The 25,278-nt window shown below is 54.4% G+C and carries 22 protein-coding genes; 16 read left to right on the top strand and 6 right to left on the bottom strand.

All coding sequences use genetic code 11. The annotated features are described in order from the left end of the window. Positions 1-11: 11 nt before the first annotated feature. Positions 12-3,695, bottom strand: coding sequence for an AAA family ATPase (locus HC231_RS17645; RefSeq protein WP_208228034.1), 3,684 nt, complete (start codon positions 3,693-3,695; stop codon positions 12-14). After that, positions 3,692-4,918 carry an exonuclease subunit SbcD gene (gene sbcD, locus HC231_RS17640; RefSeq protein ID WP_208228033.1) on the bottom strand — a complete coding sequence of 409 codons (1,227 nt, stop codon included), beginning with the start codon at positions 4,916-4,918 and terminating at the stop codon, positions 3,692-3,694. Before sbcD ends, HC231_RS17645 begins: the two co-directional genes overlap by 4 nt. Before the next feature lie 276 nt (positions 4,919-5,194). Between sbcD and phoB the strand changes: the two genes are divergently transcribed. From phoB to proY, 5 genes are all read left to right on the top strand, one after another. Then, positions 5,195-5,884, top strand: coding sequence for a phosphate response regulator transcription factor PhoB (phoB, locus tag HC231_RS17635; protein ID WP_208228032.1), 690 nt, complete (start codon positions 5,195-5,197; stop codon positions 5,882-5,884). Between the two features lie 27 nt (positions 5,885-5,911). Next, positions 5,912-7,228, top strand: a complete 1,317-nt coding sequence (gene phoR, locus HC231_RS17630; protein WP_208228031.1) for a phosphate regulon sensor histidine kinase PhoR — start codon at positions 5,912-5,914, stop codon at positions 7,226-7,228. Between the two features lie 21 nt (positions 7,229-7,249). Continuing rightward, on the top strand, positions 7,250-8,212 hold the full coding sequence (locus HC231_RS17625) for a PstS family phosphate ABC transporter substrate-binding protein (RefSeq protein WP_208228030.1): 963 nt from the start codon (positions 7,250-7,252) through the stop codon (positions 8,210-8,212). A gap of 446 nt (positions 8,213-8,658) precedes the next feature. Then, positions 8,659-9,975 carry a branched-chain amino acid transport system II carrier protein gene (brnQ, locus tag HC231_RS17620; RefSeq protein ID WP_208228029.1) on the top strand — a complete coding sequence of 439 codons (1,317 nt, stop codon included), beginning with the start codon at positions 8,659-8,661 and terminating at the stop codon, positions 9,973-9,975. A gap of 75 nt (positions 9,976-10,050) precedes the next feature. After that, on the top strand, positions 10,051-11,412 hold the full coding sequence (proY, locus tag HC231_RS17615; protein ID WP_208228028.1) for a proline-specific permease ProY: 1,362 nt from the start codon (positions 10,051-10,053) through the stop codon (positions 11,410-11,412). 67 nt (positions 11,413-11,479) lie between these two features. Here the strand turns inward: proY and HC231_RS17610 are convergent, their stop codons facing one another. The 3 genes from HC231_RS17610 to HC231_RS17600 form a co-directional block, all read right to left on the bottom strand. Then, positions 11,480-12,745 carry a mechanosensitive ion channel family protein gene (locus tag HC231_RS17610; RefSeq protein WP_208228027.1) on the bottom strand — a complete coding sequence of 422 codons (1,266 nt, stop codon included), beginning with the start codon at positions 12,743-12,745 and terminating at the stop codon, positions 11,480-11,482. 231 nt (positions 12,746-12,976) lie between these two features. Beyond that, a complete protein-coding gene (locus HC231_RS17605; RefSeq protein ID WP_208228026.1) occupies positions 12,977-13,579 on the bottom strand; it encodes a peroxiredoxin C in 603 nt (200 codons plus the stop codon). Positions 13,580-13,748: 169 nt separating this feature from the next. Next, on the bottom strand, positions 13,749-14,330 hold the full coding sequence (locus HC231_RS17600; protein ID WP_208231390.1) for an acyl carrier protein phosphodiesterase: 582 nt from the start codon (positions 14,328-14,330) through the stop codon (positions 13,749-13,751). 114 nt (positions 14,331-14,444) lie between these two features. Here HC231_RS17600 and queA point away from each other — a divergent pair, with 114 nt between their 5' ends. The 5 genes from queA (at position 14,445) to secF (ending at position 20,035) form a co-directional block, all read left to right on the top strand. Next, positions 14,445-15,512, top strand: a complete 1,068-nt coding sequence (queA, locus tag HC231_RS17595) for a tRNA preQ1(34) S-adenosylmethionine ribosyltransferase-isomerase QueA (RefSeq protein WP_208228025.1) — start codon at positions 14,445-14,447, stop codon at positions 15,510-15,512. A 107-nt stretch (positions 15,513-15,619) separates the two neighbouring features. Beyond that, positions 15,620-16,765: a tRNA guanosine(34) transglycosylase Tgt gene (gene tgt / locus HC231_RS17590; RefSeq protein ID WP_208228024.1), complete on the top strand. Its 1,146-nt coding sequence runs from the start codon at positions 15,620-15,622 to the stop codon at positions 16,763-16,765. 83 nt (positions 16,766-16,848) lie between these two features. Further along, the gene (gene yajC, locus HC231_RS17585) at positions 16,849-17,181 is read left to right on the top strand and encodes a preprotein translocase subunit YajC (RefSeq protein WP_048635837.1); all 333 of its coding nucleotides are present in this window, start codon (positions 16,849-16,851) and stop codon (positions 17,179-17,181) included. A gap of 27 nt (positions 17,182-17,208) precedes the next feature. Continuing rightward, positions 17,209-19,056 carry a protein translocase subunit SecD gene (secD, locus tag HC231_RS17580; RefSeq protein WP_208228023.1) on the top strand — a complete coding sequence of 616 codons (1,848 nt, stop codon included), beginning with the start codon at positions 17,209-17,211 and terminating at the stop codon, positions 19,054-19,056. Positions 19,057-19,066: 10 nt separating this feature from the next. Continuing rightward, positions 19,067-20,035: a protein translocase subunit SecF gene (gene secF / locus HC231_RS17575; protein WP_208228022.1), complete on the top strand. Its 969-nt coding sequence runs from the start codon at positions 19,067-19,069 to the stop codon at positions 20,033-20,035. Positions 20,036-20,313: 278 nt separating this feature from the next. Here secF and HC231_RS17570 read toward each other — a convergent pair whose 3' ends face one another. Beyond that, positions 20,314-20,886: a SadB/YajI family lipoprotein gene (locus HC231_RS17570; RefSeq protein ID WP_208228021.1), complete on the bottom strand. Its 573-nt coding sequence runs from the start codon at positions 20,884-20,886 to the stop codon at positions 20,314-20,316. 247 nt (positions 20,887-21,133) lie between these two features. Here HC231_RS17570 and nrdR point away from each other — a divergent pair, with 247 nt between their 5' ends. From nrdR to pgpA, 6 genes are all read left to right on the top strand, one after another. Continuing rightward, positions 21,134-21,583 (top strand): transcriptional regulator NrdR, encoded by a 450-nt coding sequence (gene nrdR, locus HC231_RS17565; RefSeq protein WP_208228020.1) that lies wholly within the window; start codon positions 21,134-21,136, stop codon positions 21,581-21,583. 44 nt (positions 21,584-21,627) lie between these two features. Then, entirely contained in the window at positions 21,628-22,764 is a 1,137-nt protein-coding gene (gene ribD / locus HC231_RS17560; RefSeq protein ID WP_208228019.1) for a bifunctional diaminohydroxyphosphoribosylaminopyrimidine deaminase/5-amino-6-(5-phosphoribosylamino)uracil reductase RibD, read from the top strand. A 61-nt stretch (positions 22,765-22,825) separates the two neighbouring features. After that, entirely contained in the window at positions 22,826-23,305 is a 480-nt protein-coding gene (ribH, locus tag HC231_RS17555) for a 6,7-dimethyl-8-ribityllumazine synthase (RefSeq protein WP_208228018.1), read from the top strand. Positions 23,306-23,329: 24 nt separating this feature from the next. Next, complete coding sequence (gene nusB / locus HC231_RS17550; protein WP_208228017.1) at positions 23,330-23,749, top strand: transcription antitermination factor NusB; 420 nt, start codon at positions 23,330-23,332, stop codon at positions 23,747-23,749. A gap of 60 nt (positions 23,750-23,809) precedes the next feature. Then, the gene (thiL, locus tag HC231_RS17545; protein WP_208228016.1) at positions 23,810-24,784 is read left to right on the top strand and encodes a thiamine-phosphate kinase; all 975 of its coding nucleotides are present in this window, start codon (positions 23,810-23,812) and stop codon (positions 24,782-24,784) included. Continuing rightward, positions 24,765-25,277 carry a phosphatidylglycerophosphatase A gene (pgpA, locus tag HC231_RS17540; protein ID WP_208228015.1) on the top strand — a complete coding sequence of 171 codons (513 nt, stop codon included), beginning with the start codon at positions 24,765-24,767 and terminating at the stop codon, positions 25,275-25,277. The genes thiL and pgpA overlap by 20 nt, the downstream gene beginning before the upstream one ends. The last annotated feature ends 1 nt before the right edge of the window (position 25,278 follow it).

Below are 25,278 nucleotides of genomic sequence, written 5' to 3'. Positions count from 1 at the left end.
CCGAACCTAAACTAAACCGCGAATTCCGGCGCTAAGCGGCTGATGCCGAGCCCATTAATTCTAGCGACCCTGATCTGTACCGGGATGCGTTCCTTCATGGCTTCGACGTGACTGATTACGCCAATGGTTTTGCCGGATGCGTTGAGGTTATCCAGGGCATCCAGCGCGGCGTCCAGCGTTTCGGCGTCCAGCGTGCCGAAGCCCTCGTCCAGAAACAGCGAATCGATACTGGTCTTGTTGCTCACCAGATCGGAGAGCGCCAGCGCCAGCGCCAGACTAACCAGAAAACTTTCTCCGCCCGAAAGAGTGCGGGTATCTCTGACGGCGTCGGCCTGCCAGGTATCGACGATCTGGAGCTTCAATTCGTCATCGGTCTGACGTTGCAGCAGATAGCGCCCATGCAGACGGGCAAGTTGCAGATTAGCCAGATACGCCAGATGATCGAGCGTCAGCCCCTGGGCGAATTTGCGGAATTTATCGCCTTTTTGCGAGCCGATAAGTTCATTCAGGCAACTCCAGTCGTCATAGTGGCGTTGGCTTTGTGCGATTTCGGCCAGCAGTGCCTGTTGATTCTGGCGGTAGCGGCGATCGGTGGCTAGCTGCTGATTGATTTCCCCCTGCTGTTGAAGGTTGGTTTTCAGCATCTCGCCGAATTCGGACAGCGCCTGTTGTATCGACGCCGGGGTGGCGTCAGCCGCCAATGTCGCCGGACGTTGCTGCCGATGCGCGGCCAACGACTGCTCGGCCTGCTGATGAAGCGCGCTGGCCTGCTGCAACTGCTGATACAGTTTTTCTTTCCAGTCGCGCAGTTCGTTGCGTTCCTGCTCATCAAGCAATGCGCGTTGAAATGCCTCCTCGTCGGTAAAAATACTGTGCTGTAACGCCTGCATGAAGTCTTGCGCCGCCTGCTGGCATAACGCGTTTACGCGGGTTTGCTGCTGTTGAAAGCCGGTCAATTCGCCGGTTAAACGGCTCAACGATGATTCCGCCTGCTGGCGCTGTTCCTGCGCCTGTCGGCTGGCCTGCTCATATTGCTGATCGCTTAGCCGAAGCCGATTGCTGACGTCCGCGGTTTGTTGGTCGCCGAAAAGCTCGCGCCGCTGCTGTTGCGCCGCCTCCAGGGTTTTTATATGCGCCGCCTGCTGCTGCTGTAATGCCAGCAGATGCCGTTCAAACTCTTCAAGGGATTTCGTCAGGTGCTGGCGATCGGCTTCCAGCGCCGACAACTGGTTAGATAGCTGTTGCTGCTCCTGCTCGGCGTCTTTCCATTTTCGCCATTCATCGCCGCGTTGCGTCAGCCAGGCGGACTGCTCCGCCGCCTCCGGCAGGCCCAGGCCAAAGCCGGTGATCGTTTGCTCCAGCGCCAACCGGTGTTGTCTTTGCTGCTCCTGCGTTTGTTGCAGCGATTGTTCCAGTTCGGTCCGAACGTTTTTCAGCGTCTGCTGCCGCTGGGTATTCAGTTCTATCTGCTGCAGGGTCTGTTGCAGCAGGGCATTCGCATTGGTCAGTGAATCCTTACTTTCCTGCCATTGCCGTTGTATCTGTTCTCGGTGCGAAATTTGCCGTTGAATGTGCTGTTCCTGGGTTTCGCTCTGCTCCAGCCATGCGGTTATTGCGGCGGATTGTTCGGGATCGAAATCCCCTTGTAAGCGCTTACTGACATCCTGCCACTGTTGCAGCAAACGCTGGCGCTCTTCATCTATTCGGGTGAGTTCAAGCCGTTGTTGTTCAGTCTGTTGTTGTTGTGAAACCAACTGCGCTTCGGCGCGCGTCAGCGCGCTTTCCAGATCGCTGACTTCCTGACGTAACAGTTGCAAGCGTTGCTCGGTTTCCGATGGCTGTAATGCCTGATAGCGGTCGATTGCCGGATGGTGCGTTGAGCCGCATAGCGGACACTCGTCGCCAGGCTGTAGCCGCTTCCTCTCTTCCTCCAGCTTAACGATGCGCATTTCCAACTGGTGATGTTTATCCAGGTCGGCTAAATGCTGGCGGCGCTGAGCGTATTCTTTGCTTTGCTGTTTGCGTTGTTCTTCCAACCGGCCGATTTGCGCCTGTTGCTGAGCCTGATGCGTTTCCAACTGCCGCCGCTCCTCGCCCAGCCGCTGAAATAAGGCGCTGAGCGTGGCCAATTGCTGGCGGTCGGGACGTTGCGCGATGGAGCGGCTAAGTTGCTGATGCAACGCGGCAAGCGGCTGGCATGCTTCCTGTTCTTGCAGACTTTGCTGATGCAGGGCGAACTGCTGCTGAACCCGATCGGCTTCATGCTGCTGTTTGGTTTGTTGCGCGGCTAACTGAGCCGTTTGATGCTGTAACTGTTCCGACTGTCGCGTGTAGCTTTCCTGCTTGTGGCGCAAATTCGCCAGTTCGCTTTCAAGCTGTTGCTGACGCTGAAACTGGGTCCGCCACAGGGAAAGGTTTTCCCCCCAGTGTTGGTGATGCGGGTGCTGCTGGCGATAGCTATGAAGTTGCTCGCTCCGTTGTTGGGCAAGCTGGCGCCGTTGCGCTGTTTGCGCCAGCTTGAGCCGATCGTCCTGTTGACGTTTTTGCGCCTGTTCCAGTTCTTGCCGCAGTTTTATACCCTGCTGTAGCAGGCTGTCTATCTGGTGATCCAGCGGTATCACGCGTTCACGGATCAATACCTCCTGCTGCTGGCGGTAATCAACGTGCCGGCGCCAGGTTTGCTGCGCCTTTTCTTCCTCTTGGCGCAGCGCGGCTACGGCGGATAGCTGCGTTTTTTGCTGCTCGGCCAGGCCGGCGATGCGCTGCGACAGCGCCGCGGACTCCTGTTGGTAACGATCCCTGTTTTGCTGGAAGGGTCTGAGTTTTTCCGCCGGTTCGTTTTGCGCCAGACGTTCGAGTTGGGGCTGCGCCTGCTGGATAGCGGTTTGCGCCGCGTCGCGCTGCGTTTTGCCGGCCGTCAGCGAGTGCAGATACCGATCCTGCTGTTCAAACCAACGCTGATAAGTTAGTGCTTGCTCTCGCTCGGCAACCAGCTCTTGCTCCCGCTGCGTTAATAATGACAGCTGCGTTTCCAGCGACTGGCGCTGTTCATCATTCAGTAACTCAATTCCTGACGCGCGCGCCTGCAGCGTCTCTAACGCTATCCTGGCCTGTTTGTGCCGATCGAAAACGCGTTCGGATATGAGCCCGTAAATATCGGTGCCGGTCAGCTCTTCCAGCAGTTCGGCGCGGTCATTGGCATCCGCATTCAGAAACGCGGCGAATTGCCCCTGCGACAGCATCATCGAGCGGGTGAAGCGACCGAAGTCCAGCCCGGTTATTTCGGCGGTCATGCTCAGTTTTTCGGTCAATTTTTCACACAGTATCCTGCCGTCATTGATACGCGCCAGCTCCGCTTTCGGGGTTTGCAGATTGCCGTCGGGGGAGTTTCTGGCCCGGCGCTGGCTCCAGAAGGCGCGATAGCCGACGCCTTTGACTTCGAACTCCACTTCGGCAAGGCATTCGGCCGTGTTGCGGGTCATCAGTTCATTCTGGCTGGCGGTGATGCTTTTTAGTCTTGGCGTTTCGTGATATAGCGCCAGGCAAATCGCATCGAGCAGCGTGGTTTTCCCCGCGCCGGTCGGGCCGGTGATGGCAAACAGCCCGTTGCTGGAAAAAGGTTCCTGCGTGAAGTCGATTTTCCATTCGCCTTTCAGGGCGTTGAGGTTTTTTAACCGCAGACTGAGTATTTTCATTCGGCGCGCTTATCCTGTTCCAATTCTTCAATAACCTGATCGAACAACGCGCGCACGCGCTGCCGACGATTTTCCTCCAGGTCGCCGGCCGCCGCCAGCCGCCGTTCAAAAACGTCATGTACCGTCAGTTCATTCAGCGTTTCCTTTTCCTGCCGCACAATCGCCTGCATGTGCTGTTCGCGGGCGCGGCGTAGCAGCAGCACTTCAACGGGTAAATCCTCGGTCAGCGCCTGAATGCGCTTTTGCATATCGTTCAGATAATCCTGGGTGCTGATTTCGATATCCAGCCACACCGTTTTTTCGCCCTGATAATCATTGAAGGCGGAGAGTTGGCGCTCAATGTCGGCCAGATTGCCTTTGATGAGCCGCATTGGCTGCGTCATCGGGATCGCAAGCGTCTCTATCGCTGGCGGGGTATCTGGTTCGAAGCTGACCAGACAAACGGATTTTTCACTGCCCAGTTCATCAAAACTGAGCGGAATAGGGGAACCGCTGTAACGAATATGTTCGCTTTTCGTCACGCGTTGCGGACGGTGAATATGTCCGAGGGCAATATAGTCCGCCGGCGGAAACGCCTGGGCCGGGAAGGCATCCAGCGTACCGATGTAGATATCGCGCACCGACTCGGAGGCGGTGACGCCGATGGTCGTCAGGTGGCCGGTGGCGATGATGGGCAACGGCAGCCCCAATCTTTCGCGCGTCTGGCAGGCCAACTGGTAGCACTGCCGGTAATGCTCGGTGATGGCGTCCTGCAATGCCTGTTGTTTTTCGTCGCCGGATTGCCCGGCCTGGCTGACGATCAGATCGCGCGGACGTAGAAAGGGGATCGCGCAAAGCACGGCGCCGGGCTGCCCCTGGCGGTTTTTCAGCACAAGCGTCTGTTTTTCGATATCGCCGTCAGTGCTGGCAACGACCTGCGTGTTCAGACGGGCCAGCAATTCCCGTGATTCATTCAGGGTGGCGACGGAATCATGGTTGCCCGCTAATATGACTAACTGACAGCCTTTACGCTGTAAATCGACAACAAAACGGTAATACATTTCCCGCGCATAACTTGGCGGAGAACCGTTATCAAAGATATCGCCTGCTACTATTACTGCATCCACCTGATGTTGTTCGACCTGAGCAATGAGCCAGTGCAGAAACGCTTGATGTTCGGCCGCGCGGCTCTTGGTATAGAAATATTGCCCTAGATGCCAGTCGGCGGTGTGAATAATACGCATGGAACTCCCTGAACGGCGTGTAATCGCAATGTCTCTGATTATAAACGGCCTGTGAGCGCGCTGTCGTTGCGAAAACATAAGTTTGGAAAGCGGTTCGAAAATATGCGGCAAGGTGGAACGTTTTTTCGCGATGGGCTGGAGAGCCCGCCGCCTTTCGGGTCGTCACTCCGTGACGTGGAAAAATGCGCCGGCGTTTTTTTCATAAATCTGTCACAAAACTGACGCATAATGCACAGCGCATGCTAACAGCGACGATGATTAACGGCAGGATTAACAATGGCAAGACGCATATTGGTCGTGGAAGATGAAGCACCGATTCGTGAAATGGTATGTTTTGTACTGGAGCAGAATGGTTATCAGCCCGTCGAAGCTGAAGATTATGACAGCGCGGTAATGCAACTGTCAGAACCTTTTCCTGAGCTGGTATTGCTGGACTGGATGCTGCCGGGCGGATCGGGGTTGCAATTCATCAAGCATATGAAACGTGAAGCGCTGACTCGTGACATACCCGTCATGATGCTAACCGCCCGGGGCGAAGAAGAAGACCGGGTGCGCGGGCTGGAAGTCGGCGCGGATGATTACATTACCAAACCTTTTTCTCCCAAAGAGTTGGTGGCGCGCATTAAAGCGGTCATGCGCCGCATTTCGCCAATGGCCGTTGAAGAGGTGATTGAAATGCGCGGCTTGAGTCTGGATCCCTCCTCTCACCGGGTAACGACGGAAGAACTCGCGCTGGACATGGGGCCAACGGAGTTTAAGCTGCTGCACTTCTTTATGACTCACCCCGAACGGGTTTACAGTCGTGAACAGTTGCTCAATCACGTTTGGGGCACTAACGTTTATGTTGAAGATCGCACTGTTGATGTTCATATCCGCCGGCTGCGTAAAGCGCTGGAAACCAGCGGCCATGATAAAATGGTGCAAACCGTTCGAGGAACGGGGTACCGTTTTTCAACGCGCTATTGAAGGTTGTCGTACCGGAGAAACATCAACGTGCTAGAACGTCTATCATGGAAGAGGCTGGCGCTGGAGCTGGCTTTTTTTTGTCTGCCCGCGCTTTTGCTGGGGCTGGTATTTGGTTATCTGCCCTGGTTTCTTTTCGCCGCTGTTTTGATTGTGCTTTGCTGGCATTTTTACAATCAGCTTAAACTCTCCTACTGGCTGTGGGTCGATCGCAGTATGACGCCGCCGCCCGGACGCTGGAGCTGGGAACCGCTGTTCTACGGCCTTTATCAAATGCAATTGCGCAACCGCCGGCGGCGGCGCGAATTGGCATTATTGATTAAGCGTTTTCGTAGCGGCGCCGAATCGTTACCGGATGCGGTGGTGATTACCACCGAAGACGGCACCATTTTCTGGTGCAACCGGCTGGCCCAGCATCTGCTCAATTTCCGCTGGCCGGAAGACAGCGGGCAAAATATTCTCAATTTGCTGCGCTATCCTGAATTCGCCAGCTATATGAAAGGGCGGGATTTCAGCCGTCCTCTCACGCTGCAACTGAATAACTCCCACCACGTTGAATTCCGCATTATGCCTTATTCCGAGGGGCAGTTGCTGATGGTGGCGCGCGACATTACCCAGATGCACCAGTTGGAAGGGGCCAGACGTAATTTCTTTGCCAACGTGAGCCATGAGCTGCGTACGCCTTTGACCGTATTGCAAGGATATTTGGAAATGATGCAGGATGACGCGCTGGACGACTCTCTGCGCAGTAAGGCTCTGAATACCATGCAGGAGCAGACGCGGCGTATGGACGGATTGGTCAAACAGCTGCTAACCCTGTCGCGTATTGAAGCCGCCGCTACCATCGATCTCAGCGAGAAAGTCGACATGCCTCTGATGTTGCGCGTATTGCAGCGCGAGGCTCAGGCGTTAAGTCAGGATCGCCATGAGATTGTGTTCCGCGTGAATGAAAACCTTCATGTTTTCGGCAACGAAGAACAGCTGCGCAGCGCCGTTTCCAATCTGGTCTACAACGCTATTAACCATACGCCGGCAGGCACCCGTATCGAGGTTTGCTGGCAAAAAACGCCTCAGGGCGCGCAGTTTCAAGTCAGCGACAACGGGCCGGGGATCGCGGCGGAGCATTTGCCGCGTTTGACGGAGCGATTTTATCGCGTCGATAAAGCGCGCTCGCGGCAGACCGGCGGCAGCGGGTTAGGCCTGGCGATTGTTAAACATGCGCTGACCCATCATGATTCCCGCTTGGAAGTTATCAGTGAGTTCGGTTTAGGCTCTCGTTTTGTGTTTACGCTGCCGAATAGGTTGATTGTGCCCGCCTCTCTGGCCGAGAATACAGCGAACCTCTAAGCCTGACGGATAATTTTATTCATGAAATCCGCCGTTAATATAATCGCGGGCGCTATTTTAGCGTTGCTCGGTTTTTTCTGCATGGCGCAACCACCTCAAATGTTGGCGGGTAATCTCTCCAGCGCGGGATCGGATACGCTGGCTAATCTGATGTCGCGTTGGGCGGCGGATTTCAGCCGGCGCTATCCCGGCGTGAATATACAGATTCAGGCTGCAGGCTCTTCTTCCGCGCCGACTGCGCTGGCATCGGGCTCCGCACAGTTGGGGCCGATGAGCCGGGCCATGAAATCCAGCGAGATCGATGCTTTTGTTCAACGCTATGGCTACCCGCCGCTGGCTGTGCCGGTCGCCATGGATGCGCTGGTGGTGATGGTTAATCAAGATAATCCATTGCCGGGGCTGAATTTATCGCAGTTGGATGCGATTTTTTCCATCACCCGGCGCTGCGGCGGGCATCAGCCGGCAAAAAACTGGCGCGATCTGGGGTTGGGCGGCAGTTGGGAAAAGCGATCGCTGGTGCGTTATGGGCGTAATTCTGCCTCGGGAACCTACGGCTTTTTTAAGCAGCGGGCGCTATGCGGCGGCGATTTTCTGCCCCAGGTTAATGAGCTTCCTGGTTCCGCCTCTGTGGTGCAGGCCGTTTCGGCCTCGACCGAGGCGATTGGCTATGCCAGCGTTGGATTTATTACCAGTGGGGTAAGAATGGTGCCGTTGGCATCTCAAGGTACGGATTATGTGTATCCTTCCATGGAGAATATACGTAACGGACGTTATCCATATACCCGCTATCTGTATATCTATGTTAATAAAACGCCGGGCCAACCGCTGGAAGCGCTGACGTCCGCATTTTTGGATCGGGTGTTGTCGCATGCCGGCCAGACATTGGTCAGTCAGGAAGGTTATTTACCGTTACCGGAAGAGACGCGCCGGGCGGCCCGCCAGCAGCTTGGTCTGACTACGCCGGCTCCCCCTTTTCAGCGTTAAGTCTCTCTCAGCCGTTTTTTATTCTCATTAGGCTATCACCCGACTATCCAACCGCTACGCCGATTAAGCCGGCGGGTTGCGCGCCGTCGCCTTATTTTTTGCCATAAGATGAATATATGGTTATAATTTGCGCGCTTTAGGCATTTATTGCTGTTTTTATTGCAATGTGGTGCGATTAAATGCGCAAATCATGTATTGGGTAAATCTGTATTGTTAATTGTATATTCCAAATACATCAATTAATACAGTCAAAAACTCTGCTTTTTAGCGAAAGGGTTGTCTTCTATCGCTATAAACGTTTTACTTAGCCCGCAATATGGCTGTGCGACAGAATATAATTCTTATAAGTTCATATGCCGTTCGTTTTTTAATCGGCGGCGGCAGTCGGCAGCGCAGTTTTTCTTCTTATTTTTCGTTTCGATTGATACAGGCAACACGACATAATTATGAGTCATCGTTTAACTTCCAAAGATATCATGGCATTAGGTTTTATGACCTTCGCCTTGTTCGTCGGCGCGGGGAACATTATTTTCCCGCCCATGGTGGGCTTACTGGCGGGCGAACACGTCTGGCTGGCCGCCGCCGGCTTTTTACTGACTGCCGTGGGATTGCCGGTACTCACCATTATCGCGCTGGCGCGTACCGGCGGCGGTATTGATGCATTAAGCTCCCCCATCGGTAAAAAAGCGGGCGTGGTATTGGCGACGGTCTGTTATCTGGCTGTTGGTCCGTTATTCGCCACGCCGCGCACCGCCACGGTATCGTTTGAAGTCGGACTGGCGCCGCTGGTAGGAAACGGCGCTTCTCCGTTATTGATTTATAGCCTGATCTATTTTGCGATTGTCATCGGCATTTCGCTGTATCCGGGGCGCTTGCTGGATACCATCGGACACATTCTGGCCCCGCTGAAAATCGCCGCCTTGGCGGTACTGGGGATTGCCGCGATACTGCTGCCGGCTGGTTCTCCTCTCCCGGCGATTGAAACCTATCAACGCGTGCCGTTTTCCAACGGTTTTGTGAATGGCTATCTCACTATGGATACGTTGGGCGCGATGGTGTTCGGCATCGTTATCGTTAATGCGGCCCGTTCGCGCGGCGTTGACAACGCCAAGCTGTTGACGCGTTACACCATCTGGGCCGGTCTTATTGCCGGCGTCGGCCTGATGCTGGTCTACCTGAGTTTATTCCAGCTCGGCTCCGTCAGCGGCGTTTTAGCGCCGGAAGCCCAGAATGGCGCCGAAATTCTGCATGCTTACGTTCAGCATACCTTTGGCGCTATGGGCAGCAGTTTTTTGGCGTTGCTGATTTTTATTGCCTGTATGGTAACGGCGGTCGGCCTGACCTGCGCCTGCGCGGAGTTTTTCTCTCAGTATCTGCCGTTCTCCTACCGCTCGCTGGTATTTGCGCTGGGCTGCTTCTCCATGGTGGTGTCAAACCTTGGTTTAAGCCATCTGATTCAACTGTCGATTCCGGTACTGACAGCCATCTATCCGCCTTGTATCGTGCTGGTTTTACTGAGTTTTACGCGCCACTGGTGGAATAACAGCTCGCGTATTGTGGCACCTGTCATGTTAATCAGCCTGTTATTCGGCATTATTGATGGAATAAAATCGTCGAACTTTAAGTCGCTGTTGCCGGAGTGGAGTCTGCACATGCCGCTGGGTGAACAGGATTTGGCTTGGCTGCCGCCTTCATTATTGATTTTACTGGCGGCGGCTATCTACGATCGGCTGTGCGGCCGTGAGAAAGTCGCGGTTCATTAATCGCGCGGTGAATTTGCTTCATATACCACAGGCAGTTGCCTGTGGTTTTTCTTTTTTCAACAGGGCTGCTTATTTATGGAACAACAATCCACTAAGCTCAAGCGTGGGTTAAGTACCCGGCATATCCGTTTTATCGCATTGGGCTCGGCGATCGGCACCGGGCTTTTCTATGGTTCGGCCAGCGCCATTCAGATGGCGGGGCCTAGCGTCCTGCTGGCCTATCTGATCGGCGGCGTCGTCGCTTATATTATCATGCGGGCGCTGGGCGAAATGTCGGTGAACAACCCGCAGGCCAGCTCCTTTTCCCGCTATGCGCACGACTATCTTGGACCGCTGGCCGGTTATATTACCGGTTGGACCTACTGCTTTGAGATGCTGATTGTCGCCATTGCCGATGTAACCGCGTTCGGTATTTACATGGGGGTATGGTTTCCGGCGGTTCCCCATTGGGTGTGGGTTCTTAGCGTGGTGCTGATCATCGGGGCCATTAACCTGATGAATGTAAAAGTTTTCGGCGAACTGGAGTTTTGGCTGTCTTTCTTTAAAGTCGCCACCATTATCATAATGATAGTGGCCGGGGTAGGCATTATCGTCTGGGGCATCGGCAACGGAGGCGAACCTACCGGCATTCATAACTTATGGACCAACGGCGGATTCTTTAGCAACGGCGTGATGGGGATGATCCTCTCGTTGCAGTTGGTGATGTTCGCCTATGGCGGGGTGGAGATTATCGGCATTACCGCCGGTGAAGCCCAGGATCCGAAAAAATCGATCCCGCGCGCGATTAACTCCGTTCCCTGGCGTATTCTGGTGTTTTATGTGGGCACGCTGTTCGTCATCATGTCGATTTACCCGTGGAATCAGGTTGGCACCAACGGGAGTCCGTTTGTTCTGACATTCCAGCATCTGGGGATCACCGCCGCGGCCGGTATCCTGAATTTCGTGGTGATTACCGCGTCGCTATCCGCCATTAACAGCGATGTGTTTGGCGTCGGGCGCATGCTGCACGGTATGGCTGAGCAGGGCAATGCGCCAAAGGTCTTTACCCAGGTTTCTAAACGCGGGATACCGTGGGTAACGGTGGTGGTAATGATGCTGGCTTTGCTGATAGCGGTATATCTGAACTACATCATGCCGGGTAAAGTATTTCTGGTTATCGCCTCTCTGGCAACCTTCGCCACCGTTTGGGTTTGGATCATGATCCTGTGTTCCCAGATCGCTTTTCGACGCGGCTTGAACCGGGATCAGGTGAAAGCGCTGGCGTTCCCGTTGCGGGGCGGCGTGGCGACGTCGATGTTCGCTATCGTTTTCCTGTTTTTTATTATTGGCTTGATTGGTTATTTCCCCGACACCCGCGTGTCGCTTTATGTCGGCATTGTCTGGATTGTATTGCTGCTGGCGGGTTTTGTGATCAAGCAGAGATATCAGCGGCGCTAGGTTGAACAAGCGGGCGAGCATACGGGGATGAAGGCTTCATCCCCGTTTTACTTTGCGCCGGCGTGAGTTAACGGGTTGCAACCGCCTGCCGAGCCAGCGCCTGCATATCATAACCGGTCGGCGTCTGATGCACTCGCAAATCAAACTCCGGCATCACGGCGAAGATATGGTCGAAGATGTCCGCCTGTATGCTTTCATATTCCACCCAGGCAGTGGTATTGGTGAAGGCGTAAATTTCCAGCGGTAAGCCTTCCGGCGTCGGCGCCAACTGGCGCACCATCAACGTCATGCCGTTATGAATCCCCGGATGCGCTTGCAGATAAGCCTGAAGATAGGCGCGGAACGTCCCCAGATTGGTCAGCCGGCGTCCGTTGAGCGGCGAGGAGAGGTCGGCCTGCGCATTATGTTGTTGCAATTCACTGGTCTTGTGGGCGATATACGGCGAGAGCAGTCTGCTGCGTAGCAGCCGCTGCTGTTCGTCTTCGGTCATAAAATGCACGCTGGTGGTATCGATATTGACGCTGCGCTTGATGCGGCGACCGCCCGATTCCGACATGGCGCGCCAGTTTTTGAATGAGTCCGATATCAGGGCGTAAGTGGGGATGGTGGTGATGGTATTGTCCCAGTTTTTGACCTTAACCGTGGTCAAGCCGATATCGATTACCGCGCCATCCGCGCCGTATTTCGGCATTTCCAGCCAGTCTCCCAGCAACAGCATATTGTTGGCCGAGAGCTGAATTCCCGCCACCAGCCCCATAATCGGATCTTTAAACACCAGCATCAGGACGGCGGTCATCGCCCCCAGACCGCTGATCAGAATCAACGGCGATTTTCCGATCAGCAGCGACACCACCATAATGCCGATCACGATGGTGGCGATCAGCTTCAGGCTTTGAAAGATCCCACGTAGCGGCAACTGGGTGGCGACTTTTGAACGCGCGGAAACGGTCAGCAGGATATCAAGCAGCGAAAACAGCACCAGCAAAGCGAAAATCATGATCCAGACCTGAGAACAGATCACCAGCGCTTCACGGGTTTCACTTTGGGACGGCAGCCACAGTACCACCTGAATATTGAGAATGATGCCCTGGAAAAGAAAGGCCAGGCGATTAAACAGGTTATGCTGCGTTAAAGCCTGCTTCCAACCAGGGACGTCGGCACTGTTCGTTTGGTTTGACGAACGCAATACCATCCTTTTTAGCACCACCTGATGGAGAATCAGATGAATGACGGCTGAAATCAGCAATATCAGCCCCAGAACAATCAGTAGCGCAATGATGCCGGTGTGTTGCATTCCCGCGTTTTCCAGCCACAGAGCAAGATTTTGTTGCATGCGTCCCTCTTTGATATGCCAGCAAACCGGCCAGGTATTAACGATAGGTGACGTTTAAGGCTAAGGATTTGGCGCACTCAGTCAACTTTTTGTTTTGACGACGCGGGTCAAGACGGAAATAGCCGGGGTTGCGCTACGGGTTGACTTAACGGGGCGGTAAGAACGTTGTCGGAAAGCAAAGAAGCCAGCTGCTGCGGGCAACTGGCTTCGGCGGAATGACGTGCGGGGCGATTACAGTTTGTCGGCGTTTTCAGACAGGTATTTCGCAACGCCGTCCGGAGAGGCGCCCATACCGGCTTTGCCTTTTTCCCACTGGGCGGGACAAACTTCGCCGTGCTCTTCATGGAACTGCAGCGCGTCGACCATACGCAGCATTTCATCAATGTTGCGGCCCAAAGGCAGATCGTTTACCACCTGATGGCGGACGATGCCTTCTTTGTCGATCAGGAAGGATCCGCGTAGCGCAACGCCGGCATCCGGGTGTTCGATACCGTAAGCTTTTTGGATCTCGCGCTTAACGTCGGCGACCATGGCGTATTTCACTTCGCCGATGCCGCCTTTATCGACCGGCGTGTTACGCCATGCGTTATGAACGAACTCGGAGTCGAAAGAAACCCCGACCACTTCAACGCCGCGCTGTTGGAATTCGGCGTAACGGTGATCGAATGCGATCAATTCCGACGGACAGACAAAGGTGAAGTCCATCGGCCAAAAGAAAATCACGGCCGATTTACCGCTGATGTGTTTTTTCAGGTTGAAGTTTTCAACGATTTCGCCACTGCCGAGAACGGCTGCGGCAGTGAAGTCAGGGGCTTGACGCGTTACCAGGACCATAATTACTCCTGTGATTTATTATTAATGATGGATTAATGTAAATAACATTAATAAGTATATGGACTTTACCGGAGGGAAGACAGGCGAAGAGACCAATCAATGAGATAGCTTTCATCTATCAATCTAATAGATGATTTATATCATGGCCTTGTGTCCATCGTTCCCGGATTCAAATCTGCCGCGCTTTCGCCAGGTTCATCATCCTTGGATAAAACTGCCAGAAAAGTGTTTCAAATTGAGGATAGCTCCGTTCAATATCGCCAAATGAGCCGGAAAGCGCCGCCAGTCTGGGACGGCGAATCGACATTCTATGCAACACATCGGCGATGAACGGCAATTCGGCGTAACGTTCCAGCCAGCGTTCCGGCCATAAGTAGCTATTCAGATTTTGAAAACGATCGGGCGTCTGCGCCAGATGCGGCGTGATTTGCGCTTGCGCCTGGCTGACGAACGCTGGCAGCGATATCTGCGGCTCCAACCGCCGCCAGTGGCGGGCCAGAAAATGGTCCCACAGCACATCAAGCGTAATGGGCGCGACGCGGCGGTAATCAGCGCTGAAATACTGGCGGGCCTGTTTCACTTCCGGCAGGCTGTCGGTCAGAGAGTCAACCCGGCGATGTAAACGGATACCCGCGACGACGTCATCAGAATAGTTTTCCTGAGGATTGCCGCGGACAAAGTCAGCCATCAGATTGCCTAACAGCGAACTGTCAGCCAGCGTGGCCAGGTGGAGGTGAGCAAGAAAATTCATGGCGGAAGTATAATGCATTACGCTTCCCGTGTGCTTATTTCTTGCAGCCATGCGCTTGCGGCTCTAGACTAGGCCGCCCATTTTTTAATGTATTAAATAGCTAAGTGAATTGTCATGCGTGTTGCCGATTTCTCGTTTGAACTCCCTGAATCATTGATCGCCCATTATCCGCAGGCCCAGCGTAGCGGGTGTCGTCTGCTGTCGCTGGACGGGCCGACGGGAAATCTGACGCACGGCGTGTTTACCGATTTGCTGAATAAGCTGGATGCCGGCGATCTGCTGGTGTTTAACAATACGCGCGTTATTCCGGCCCGGCTGTTCGGGCGCAAGGCCAGCGGCGGTAAACTGGAAGTGCTGGTGGAGCGGGTGCTGGATGAGCGCCGAGTGCTTGCGCATGTGCGCGCGTCAAAAGCGCCGAAACCCGGCGCGGAGCTGCTGCTGGGCGATGACGACAGCGTCAGGGCGACGATGGTCGCCCGCCACGATGCGCTGTTTGAACTGCATTTTGATGATACCCGCGATGTGCTGTCGATTCTGAACGATATCGGCCATATCCCGCTGCCGCCTTATATCGCTCGGCCTGATGAAGAGTCTGACCGCGAACTGTATCAGACGGTCTATAGCCAGCGTCCGGGCGCGGTGGCGGCGCCGACGGCAGGCTTGCATTTTGATGAGCCGATGCTGGCCGCTCTGCGTGAAAAGGGCGTGGAGATGGCGTTTGTCACCTTGCACGTTGGCGCGGGGACATTTCAGCCGGTGCGCGTAGAGACCATTGAAGATCATGTGATGCACGCCGAATATGCCGAGGTGCCGCAGGAGGTGGTCGACGCGGTGCTGGCCTGCAAAGCGCGCGGGAACAGAGTGGTGGCGGTCGGCACCACCTCTGTCCGCTCGTTGGAGAGCGCCGCGCAAGCCAGCGAAGACGCGCTGATCGCGCCTTTTTTCGGCGATACCCGTATCTTTATCTATCCTGGTTATCACTACCGGATTATTGATGCGCTGGTAACCAACTTCCATCTGCCGGAGTCGACGCTGATTATGCTGGTGTCGGCTTTCGCCGGCTACCGGCATACCATGTCCGCCTATCGGCAGGCGGTGGCCGAACAGTACCGTTTTTTCAGCTACGGAGACGCCATGTTTATTACGCGCAATCCGCTGGCTGAACAGGAGCAAATCGGATAGTTACCCTGTCCGAACTTTTTATGTACGCCGCAGGCCAGGCTCTGTCAGGCGTTTGTCCGGCACTATCAATGTCAACATCAGACTGTTTTTCTGATGCTGGAGGCTAAGTGAAGTACGAATTACAAAAAACCGATGGCCGCGCCCGGCGCGGCAGATTGATTTTTGAACGCGGCGTGGTGGAGACCCCGGCGTTTATGCCAGTGGGAACCTACGGTACGGTGAAGGGCATGACGCCGGAAGAAGTGAAAGATACCGGCGCGCAGATCCTGCTGGGAAACACCTTCCACCTGTGGCTGCGCCCCGGTCAGGAAATTATGAAATTGCATGGCGATTTACATGATTTCATGCAATGGCATGGCCCGATTCTGACCGATTCCGGCGGTTTTCAGGTCTTCAGCCTGGGGGATATCCGCAAAATCACCGAAGAGGGCGTTCATTTCCGCAACCCCATCAATGGCGACGCCATCTTCCTCAGTCCGGAAAAATCGATGGAGATTCAGTACGATCTGGGATCTGATGTGGTCATGGTTTTTGACGAATGTACCCCATATCCGGCCGAATGGGACTACGCAAAGCGCTCGATGGAAATGTCCCTGCGCTGGGCGAAACGCTGCCGCCAGCGTTTTGACGAGCTGAACAACAAGAACGCGCTATTCGGTATTATCCAGGGAAGTGTTTACGAAGATTTACGTGACGTATCGGTAAAAGGACTGGTAGACATTGGTTTTGATGGGTACGCTGTGGGCGGTTTGGCGGTTGGTGAGCCTAAAGCGGATATGTTCCGTATTCTGGAGCATGTCTGTCCGCAGATCCCGGCAGATAAGCCACGCTATCTGATGGGGGTCGGTAAACCGGAAGATTTGGTGGAAGGCGTACGCCGCGGTATTGATATGTTCGATTGCGTCATGCCTACGCGTAATGCGCGTAACGGTCATCTATTTGTCACGGACGGCGTGGTTAAGATCCGTAATGCGAAGCATAAGGATGACGTCCGTCCGCTTGATGAGCATTGTGATTGCTATACGTGTCGCAATTATAGCCGCGCATACTTGCATCATCTTGACCGTTGCAACGAAATACTCGGAGCGCGACTCAATACTATCCATAATTTGCGTTATTATCAGCGTTTAATGGCAGGTTTACGTCAGGCTATTGATGAGGGTAAATTAGAGCACTTTGTGGTGGATTTTTACCAACGGATGGGTAAACCGGTTCCGCCGCTTGCTGAAAAAGAAGTTGCCGACAGCAACTGACAGCCGGCGTTATTGTGATTTTCATATTATTCAATTTTGTCACACTGATAACTTATCTTTTTGATAACAAAGAGGAAATTTAAATGAGTCTTTTTATCTCCGATGCTGTAGCAGCGACTGGCGCTCCGGCTCAGGGAAGCCCGTACTCTCTGGTTATTATGCTGGCCGTTTTTGGTCTGATTTTTTACTTTATGATCCTGCGTCCACAGCAAAAGCGCGCCAAGGAACACAAAAAGTTAATGGATTCTATCAGCAAGGGCGATGAAGTCTTAACTACCGGCGGTCTGGTCGGCCGTGTGACGAAAGTGTCTGAAACCGGCTATATCGCCATTGCGTTGAATGACACCAATGAAGTGGTTATCAAACGTGATTTCGTGGCTGCCGTGCTGCCGAAGGGCACGATCAAAGCCCTGTAATTTTCGATTTTCCCGAAGGGAACTGCCGTGTTAAACCGTTATCCTTTGTGGAAGTACCTGATGCTGATCGTGGCTTTAGTCATCGGTCTGCTCTATGCGCTTCCTAATCTGTATGGTGAGGATCCTGCGGTACAAGTTACTGGCGCGCGGGGAACCGCCGCCAGCGAAACGACGCTGATCCAAGTCCAAAATGTATTAAAAGAGCAAAATATCACCAGTAAGTCGATTGCATTGGAAAATGGTGCGATTCTGGCTCGCTTCTCTAACCCGGACATACAAATCCGTGCCCGTGAAGCCCTTTTAAGCGAATTGGGCGATAAATTTGTTGTGGCCCTTAACCTTGCTCCCGCCACGCCGACATGGTTACGCGTTCTGGGCGCCGAGCCGATGAAGCTGGGGCTTGACCTGCGCGGCGGCGTTCACTTCCTGATGGAAGTGGATATGGATACAGCGCTGGGCAAGCTGCAAGAACAGTCAATGGATTCTCTGCGCAGCGATTTGCGCGAGAAAAATATTCCTTATGCCGCGGTGCGCAAAATCGACAACTACGGTGTTGAAATCCGTTTCCGCGATGCGCAAACGCGTGACGAAGGCGTGAGCTATCTGACTTCCCGTCACCGCGATCTGGTCATCAGCGCTAGCGGCAGCAATTTGCTGCGCGCGGTAATGAGTGACGAACGTCTGCGCGAGGCGCGTGAATATGCGGTGCAGCAAAACATCACTATCCTGCGCAACCGCGTTAACCAGCTTGGCGTCGCCGAGCCGTTGGTTCAGCGCCAGGGCGCCGATCGGATTGTTGTTGAACTGCCGGGTATTCAGGACACCGCCCGGGCGAAAGAAATTCTGGGGGCGACCGCCACGCTGGAATTCCGCCTGGTAAATAGCGACGCCGATGCGACGGCCGCCGCCAATGGCCGTGTGCCGGGCGACTCCGAAGTGAAGAATATGCGCGACGGTTCGCCGGTTGTGCTGTTCAAGCGCGTTATCCTGACTGGCGATCACATTACCGACTCCACGTCGAGCAATGACGAATACAACCGCCCGCAGGTGAATATATCGCTGGATAGCGCCGGTGGTAACACCATGTCCAACTTCACCAAAGACAGCATTGGCAAGCTGATGGCGACGCTGTTTGTCGAATATAAAGACAGCGGCAAAAAAGACGCCAACGGCCGTGCGATTCTGGAGAAACAGGAAGAAGTGATCAACGTGGCGACGATCCAGTCGCGGCTGGGCAGCAGCTTCCGTATCACCGGTATTGATAATCCGAACGAAGCCCGCCAGCTTTCCCTGCTGCTGCGCGCCGGCGCGCTGATTGCGCCGATCCAGATTGTGGAAGAGCGCACCATCGGGCCGACATTGGGTATGCAGAACATCACCCAGGGGCTGGAAGCCTGTTTGTGGGGGCTGATCGCTTCAATCGTCTTTATGGTGGTTTACTACCGTAAGTTCGGCGTGATCGCGACAACGGCGCTGGTGGTCAACCTGGTGCTGATTGTCGGTATCATGTCGCTGCTGCCGGGCGCTACGCTGACCATGCCGGGCATTGCCGGTATCGTGTTGACGCTGGCGGTGGCGGTTGACGCCAACGTGCTGATTAACGAGCGTATTAAGGAAGAGCTTAAAAACGGACGCAGCGTCCAGCAGGCAATTCATGAAGGGTATAAGGGCGCATTCTCCAGTATTGTGGATGCCAACCTGACCACTCTGATTACTGCCGTTATCCTTTACGCCGTCGGTACTGGTTCGATCAAAGGCTTTGCCATCACCACGGCTATCGGGGTAGCGACCTCGATGTTTACGGCGATCGTCGGTACTCGTGCCATCGTTAACCTGCTTTACGGCGGCAAACGCATTAACAAGCTGTCTATCTGAGGAGTGCGTTGTGGCACAGGATTATACTGTTGAACAACTGAACTATGGACGCCGGGTCTATGACTTTATGCGGTGGGATAACGTCGCGTTTTTGATTTCAGGAACGCTGCTGATTCTCTCGCTGATTGTTATGGGCGTACGGGGTTTCAACTGGGGATTGGATTTCACCGGCGGTACGGTGATTGAAATCAGTCTCGAAAAACCCGCCGATCTGGATTTGATCCGCGATTCATTGCGGCAGGCAGGGTTCCACGATCCGCTGCTGCAAAACTTCGGCAGCAGTCGTGACGTGATGGTGCGTATGCCGCCGAGCGTCGGCACCTCCGGTCAGGAACTGGGTAATCGCGTAGTGAGCGTGATTAATCAGAGCACCGAACAACATGCGACGGTAAAACGCATTGAGTTTGTCGGCCCCAGCGTCGGGAGCGATTTGGCGCAGGCGGGGGGAATGGCCTTGCTGAGCGCGTTGATCTGTATCCTGATTTACGTCGGTTTCCGTTTCGAATGGCGGCTGGCGTTGGGGGCGGTTATCGCGCTGGCGCATGACGTGGTTATCACCATGGGCGTGCTCTCTCTCTTTCAGATAGAGATCGACCTGACTATCGTCGCATCGTTAATGTCGGTCATCGGTTACTCGCTGAACGACAGTATCGTGGTCTCCGACCGTATCCGTGAGAATTTCCGTAAAATTCGCCGTGGTACGCCTTATGAGATTATGAACGTCTCTCTGACGCAAACGCTGAGCCGCACCATCATGACGTCGGCGACCACGCTGGTTGTGGTGCTGATGTTGTACATTTTCGGCGGCGCGATGCTGGAAGGCTTTTCGCTGGCCATGCTGATCGGCGTATCGATTGGTACGGTGTCTTCTATCTATGTCGCTTCTGCGCTGGCTTTGAAGCTGGGGATGAAACGCGAGCATTTGCTGGTTCAGAAGGTGGAGAAAGAGGGGGCCGATCAGCCCTCGCTGCTGCCGTAAGTTTGCCGTGCGCCCCGGTAAAAAACGTTTCCGGGGTTTGAAATTGCTGACAATCCCTTTCCGTCATCCCCGCGCAGGCGGGGATCCGCTGTCAGGCGGCGCGTTGATATCATGAAAACGCCTGCCTATGCGGGAGTGTCGGTATTACGAAGGCAGTTTGATCATTAGTCTGAGCCCCATTTTTAACTGCGCCCTAAAAGTTGGAGATCCAACTGAGTAAGGCGCAGTTTTTTATGCCTGATTATCCATCCTGCGGGCCGTTAGGCCGCCGATGCCGGTTAAGGCGCATCGGTGCTGGCAACGGGCGGCGGCGTCTGCTCTTCGCGCGTTATGCGGTATAACCGGACAAAACCCAGTTGCTCCGGGGATAGCCCGCTAAGCCTCAGTTCGATCGCCGTTTCGGTTTTGGGCAACAGCGGAGGCAGGAACCTGAACGCCTGCGTTTGCGTATCGCTGATTAATGGTTTTCCGCTTACGGGGTCGATTTGCCCCCAATCTACATGAGCGCTGAACCCAGGCAAGCGGGCCGCATCAAGGGTGCGAATATTCAACAGCGCGCGGGTGCCGTTGGCTTCAGTTTCGATATGACTGAGTGATACGCGAAGCTGACCGATATCGCTTTGCAATACCGCGCTGCTTTGCGCCGCCGGCAATAAATAGACGCCGGAGTCTGAGTGTTCATTCAGCGCATTTTGTTGTTCCAGCGCGGCGGCCTGGTCGGTCAGCGTTTGTAATTGGTGGTTCAACTGACTCAATTGATTTTGCAACTGCGGCACCTGGCGTTGTTGCGCACAGCCGGCCAGGAAAACCAGGGCTGGCAGAATTGAGAGTATGCGGTATCGGGTTGTCATTTCAGCGTTTCCCCTGCGTGGTTTTATTTACGAATCCTTCAGTTCTCTTTTCTGACAGTTTAGCCGTGATCGTAGGCAAGTCATAGGCTGCCGGCATCGCGCTATCCATGGGGTATCGATCGCTGGATATTTTTATGCGATTTCCAGGGCATGCGAATCAGTTCGCAACAATATTCAGGTGCTTTGGTTAGTCTGTTAATTCAGGGTAAACTGTCTCTATGTTAAGGATTAGTGGTCAGGAAGCATTATGCATTGCCCATTTTGTTCCGCTGTGGATACCAAAGTTATCGATTCCCGTCTGGTCGGTGAAGGTTCCCAGGTACGCCGTCGTCGGCAGTGCCTGGTTTGTAATGAACGTTTTACCACATTTGAGGTGGCGGAGTTGGTGTTGCCCCGGGTTATAAAAAGTAACGATGTGCGTGAACCATTCAATGAAGATAAATTGCGCAGTGGCATGCTCAAGGCCTTAGAGAAGCGGCCGGTCAGTTCTGATGATGTTGAAATGGCGATTAACCATATTAAATCTCAGCTGCGCGCAACCGGTGAGCGGGAAGTGACGGCCAAGATGATAGGTAATTTGGTGATGGACGCGCTGAAAAAGCTGGATAAGGTCGCTTATATCCGCTTTGCGTCGGTGTATCGAAGTTTTGAGGATATCCGGGAATTCGGTGAAGAGATTGCTCGCCTGCAAGATTAAGCGCGGCGGGGTAATAGGCCCAACAGAGAGAAGAGGCGCGGGGAATGGGTAATCCACTGGACGAATTGGCGCTTTCGCAGGATGAGCGGTATATGGCGCGGGCGCTTGAGCTGGCGCGCCGTGGGCGGTTTACTACCGCACCCAATCCTAATGTCGGCTGCGTGATAGTCAAAGACGGCGAGATTGTCGGGGAAGGATACCACTTGCGCGCCGGTGAGCCTCACGCAGAAGTTCATGCGCTGCGGATGGCCGGAGAGCGGGCCCGTGGCGCGACGGCTTACGTCACGCTGGAGCCATGCAGCCATCATGGCAGAACTCCGCCTTGCGCGGACGCGCTGATCGCGGCCGGCATTTCCCGGGTTGTCGCCGCCATGCAGGATCCTAACCCCCAGGTGGCGGGGCGAGGGTTACGCCGTTTGCAGCAGGCCGGCGTCGATGTCAGTCATGGGTTGATGTTGTCTGAGGCGGAGAAGGTCAATCCGGGGTTTCTGAAGCGTATGCGTACCGGTTTTCCCTATGTACAGCTTAAAATGGCCGCCTCGCTGGATGGCCGGACGGCAATGGCCTCAGGGGAAAGCCAGTGGATCACCTCGCCGCAGGCCCGGCGGGATGTGCAGCGTTTTCGGGCGGAGAGCGCAGCTATCCTAAGCAGCAGCGCCACGGTATTGGCGGATGATCCATCGTTGACCGTGCGTTGGCAGGAGATGGACGCCGATACGCAGCGGGTTTACCCAGCCGAGCATGTGCGGCAGCCCGTACGCGTCATTGTTGATAGCCGGCGGCGTGTTACCCCGCAACATCGTATCATTTCGCAGCCGGGGCAAACCTGGCTGGCGCGCACGCAGACGGATGAGCAGGCCTGGCCTGAAAATGTTGAGCAACTCCGGTTGCCGCAGCACAATGGCGGTATCGATCTGGTCGCTCTGATGATGGTGCTGGGCAAGCGGCAGGTTAATTCAGTATGGGTTGAAGCCGGCGCGAACCTGGCGGGCGCCCTATTGACGGCCGGCGTGGTGGACGAACTCATTGTCTATCTGGCGCCGAAGCTTTTGGGCGACGATGCTCGCGGGCTCTGCGTCCTGCCGGGATTAAGCCAACTGTCGCTGGCGCCTGAGTTTGAGATAATTGATGTTCGCCAGGTCGGACCGGATTTACGGCTGCGGTTAAAACCGAATACGTAACCGGAAGAATATGATAGAATCCGCCCCCCTGCGGGGTATAAAGACCAGATAAAGGAAAGCTATGAACGTTATTGAAGGTGTTGTCGCTACTCCTGATGCCCGCGTGGCGATTGCTATTGCTCGTTTTAACCATTTTATTAACGACAGCCTGTTGGAAGGCGCCGTTGATGCATTGAAACGCATCGGTCAGGTTAAAGACGAGAATATTACCGTTGTTTGGGTTCCTGGAGCCTATGAGTTGCCGTTAGCCGTTCGCGCGCTGACCAAAAGCACTCAAAACGGCGGTTACGATGCCGTGGTCGCGCTGGGAACGGTTATCCGTGGTGGAACAGCCCATTTTGAATTTGTTGCTGGCGAATGCAGCTCAGGTTTGTCACAAGTCGCTATGACCAGCGATGTCCCGGTTGCCTTCGGGGTGCTGACCACAGAAAGTATTGAGCAGGCTATTGAACGCGCCGGCACGAAGGCGGGTAATAAAGGCGCAGAAGCTGCCTTGACCGCGTTAGAAATGATTAATGTATTGAAAGCTATTAATAAGTAAGCCTGATTAAGTAAGGGGAATTCCGTGAAACCTGCTGCTCGTCGCCGCGCCCGTGAATGTGCGGTTCAAGCGCTTTATTCCTGGCAATTGTCTAAAAACGATATTGCCGATATTGAACTACAATTCCTGAGCGAGCAGGATGTCAAAGATGTCGACATCACCTATTTCCGAGAGCTGCTGGCGGGCGTCGCCACTCAGGCAGAAAAATTGGATCAACTGATGGCGCCTTTCCTGTCGCGTCAGCTCGATGAGTTGGGGCAGGTTGAAAGGGCTATTCTGCGCTTGGCCATATTTGAACTCAGCAAACGCGACGATGTTCCTTACAAAGTGGCTATCAATGAAGCGATAGAACTGGCCAAGGTATTTGGCGCCGAGGATAGTCATAAGTTTGTTAATGGCGTGCTCGACAAGGCTGCGCCTTCGGTGCGGAAAGGTAAAAAATAAATAAGTCAGGGCCGGATATCCGGCCCTGGCCTTTTAAGTTAAACGCTGGCTGGAAAGGTTATGGTTGAAGGTGAGTTTGACCTTATTGCCCGCTATTTCAATCGGGGCAGAAGTTCACGCCGGGATGTTGCGTTGGGTATCGGAGACGATTGCGCGTTATTGTCGGTTGCCGAAAAACAATTACTGGCGGTGAGTACCGATACGTTGGTATCCGGGATTCATTTTTTACCCGATATCGATCCTGCGGATTTGGGTTACAAATCACTGGCGGTCAATTTAAGCGATTTGGCGGCAATGGGCGCCGATCCCGCTTGGTTATCGCTGGCAATCACCCTGCCTGAAACAAACAGCAACTGGCTGTCTGGTTATAGCGATAGCCTGTTTGAACTGCTCGACTATTACGGCATGCAGTTAATCGGCGGCGATACTACTAGAGGCCCTCTGAGCCTGACGTTGACGATTTACGGTTTAGTCCCCGCTGGGCGCGCATTGACCCGCAAAGGCGCCCGGATAGGCGATTGGGTTTACGTTACCGGCTCGCTGGGGGATAGCGCGGCCGGGCTGGCGCTGCTACAGGGCGAATTGTCGATCGATGACGAGCATGCCCGTCAGGCGCTGATTCAGCGTCATCTGCGTCCGCAGCCCCGAATATTGCAAGGGCAGGCGCTGCGTGATTTGGCCAGTTCGGCGATTGATATTTCCGACGGCCTGATTTCCGATTTACGTCACGTGCTGAAAAGCAGTGAATGTGGGGCGCGAATCAATCTGGACGCCATTCCCCACTCGCCTTGGCTGCGCGATCATGTCGATGCCGAGCAGGCTCTGCGCTGGGCGCTGTCAGGCGGCGAAGATTACGAACTGTGCTTCACCGTACCTGAAATCAACCGTGGCGCGCTGGATATGGCATTAGGCCATCTGGGCGCCGCTTATACCTGTATCGGGCAAATATCGCCTTCATCCGAAGGGGTGCGTTTCTTCCGGGGCGAGAAAGAGATTGAATTGAACTGGAAGGGATATGACCATTTTAGCCAGTAAAACTAAAGGGTCGCAAACGGCAAAAAGCCGGCTGCATTTGAGCAACCCGTGGCACCTGCTGGCTACGGGATTCGGCAGTGGTTTGGCGCCCTGGATGCCCGGCACATTCGGATCGCTGGCGGCGATCCCGCTGTGGTATGTGATGTCGTTTCTTCCTACCGAGCTTTATGCGCTGGTGGTGATGTTCAGCATCTGTATCGGCGTTTATCTGTGTCATCGGACGGCAAAAGATATGGGGGTTCACGATCACGGCAGCATCGTCTGGGACGAGTTTGTCGGCATGTGGATTACCCTGATGAGCATACCGGTAAACGACTGGCGGTGGGTCGCTGTAGGCTTTGTGGCGTTTCGTTGCCTGGATATCTGGAAGCCCTGGCCGATCCGCTGGTTCGATCGCAATGTGCATGGCGGAATGGGCATTATGATCGACGATATCGTCGCCGGGGTGATTGCCGCCGGCATAATCTACGGCATTGGGGCCTACTGGCCTTGAT

Source organism: Brenneria izadpanahii, assembly GCF_017569925.1.
Lineage (GTDB): Bacteria > Pseudomonadota > Gammaproteobacteria > Enterobacterales > Enterobacteriaceae > Brenneria > Brenneria izadpanahii.
This window is presented reverse-complemented; position numbering and strand designations above follow the sequence as displayed.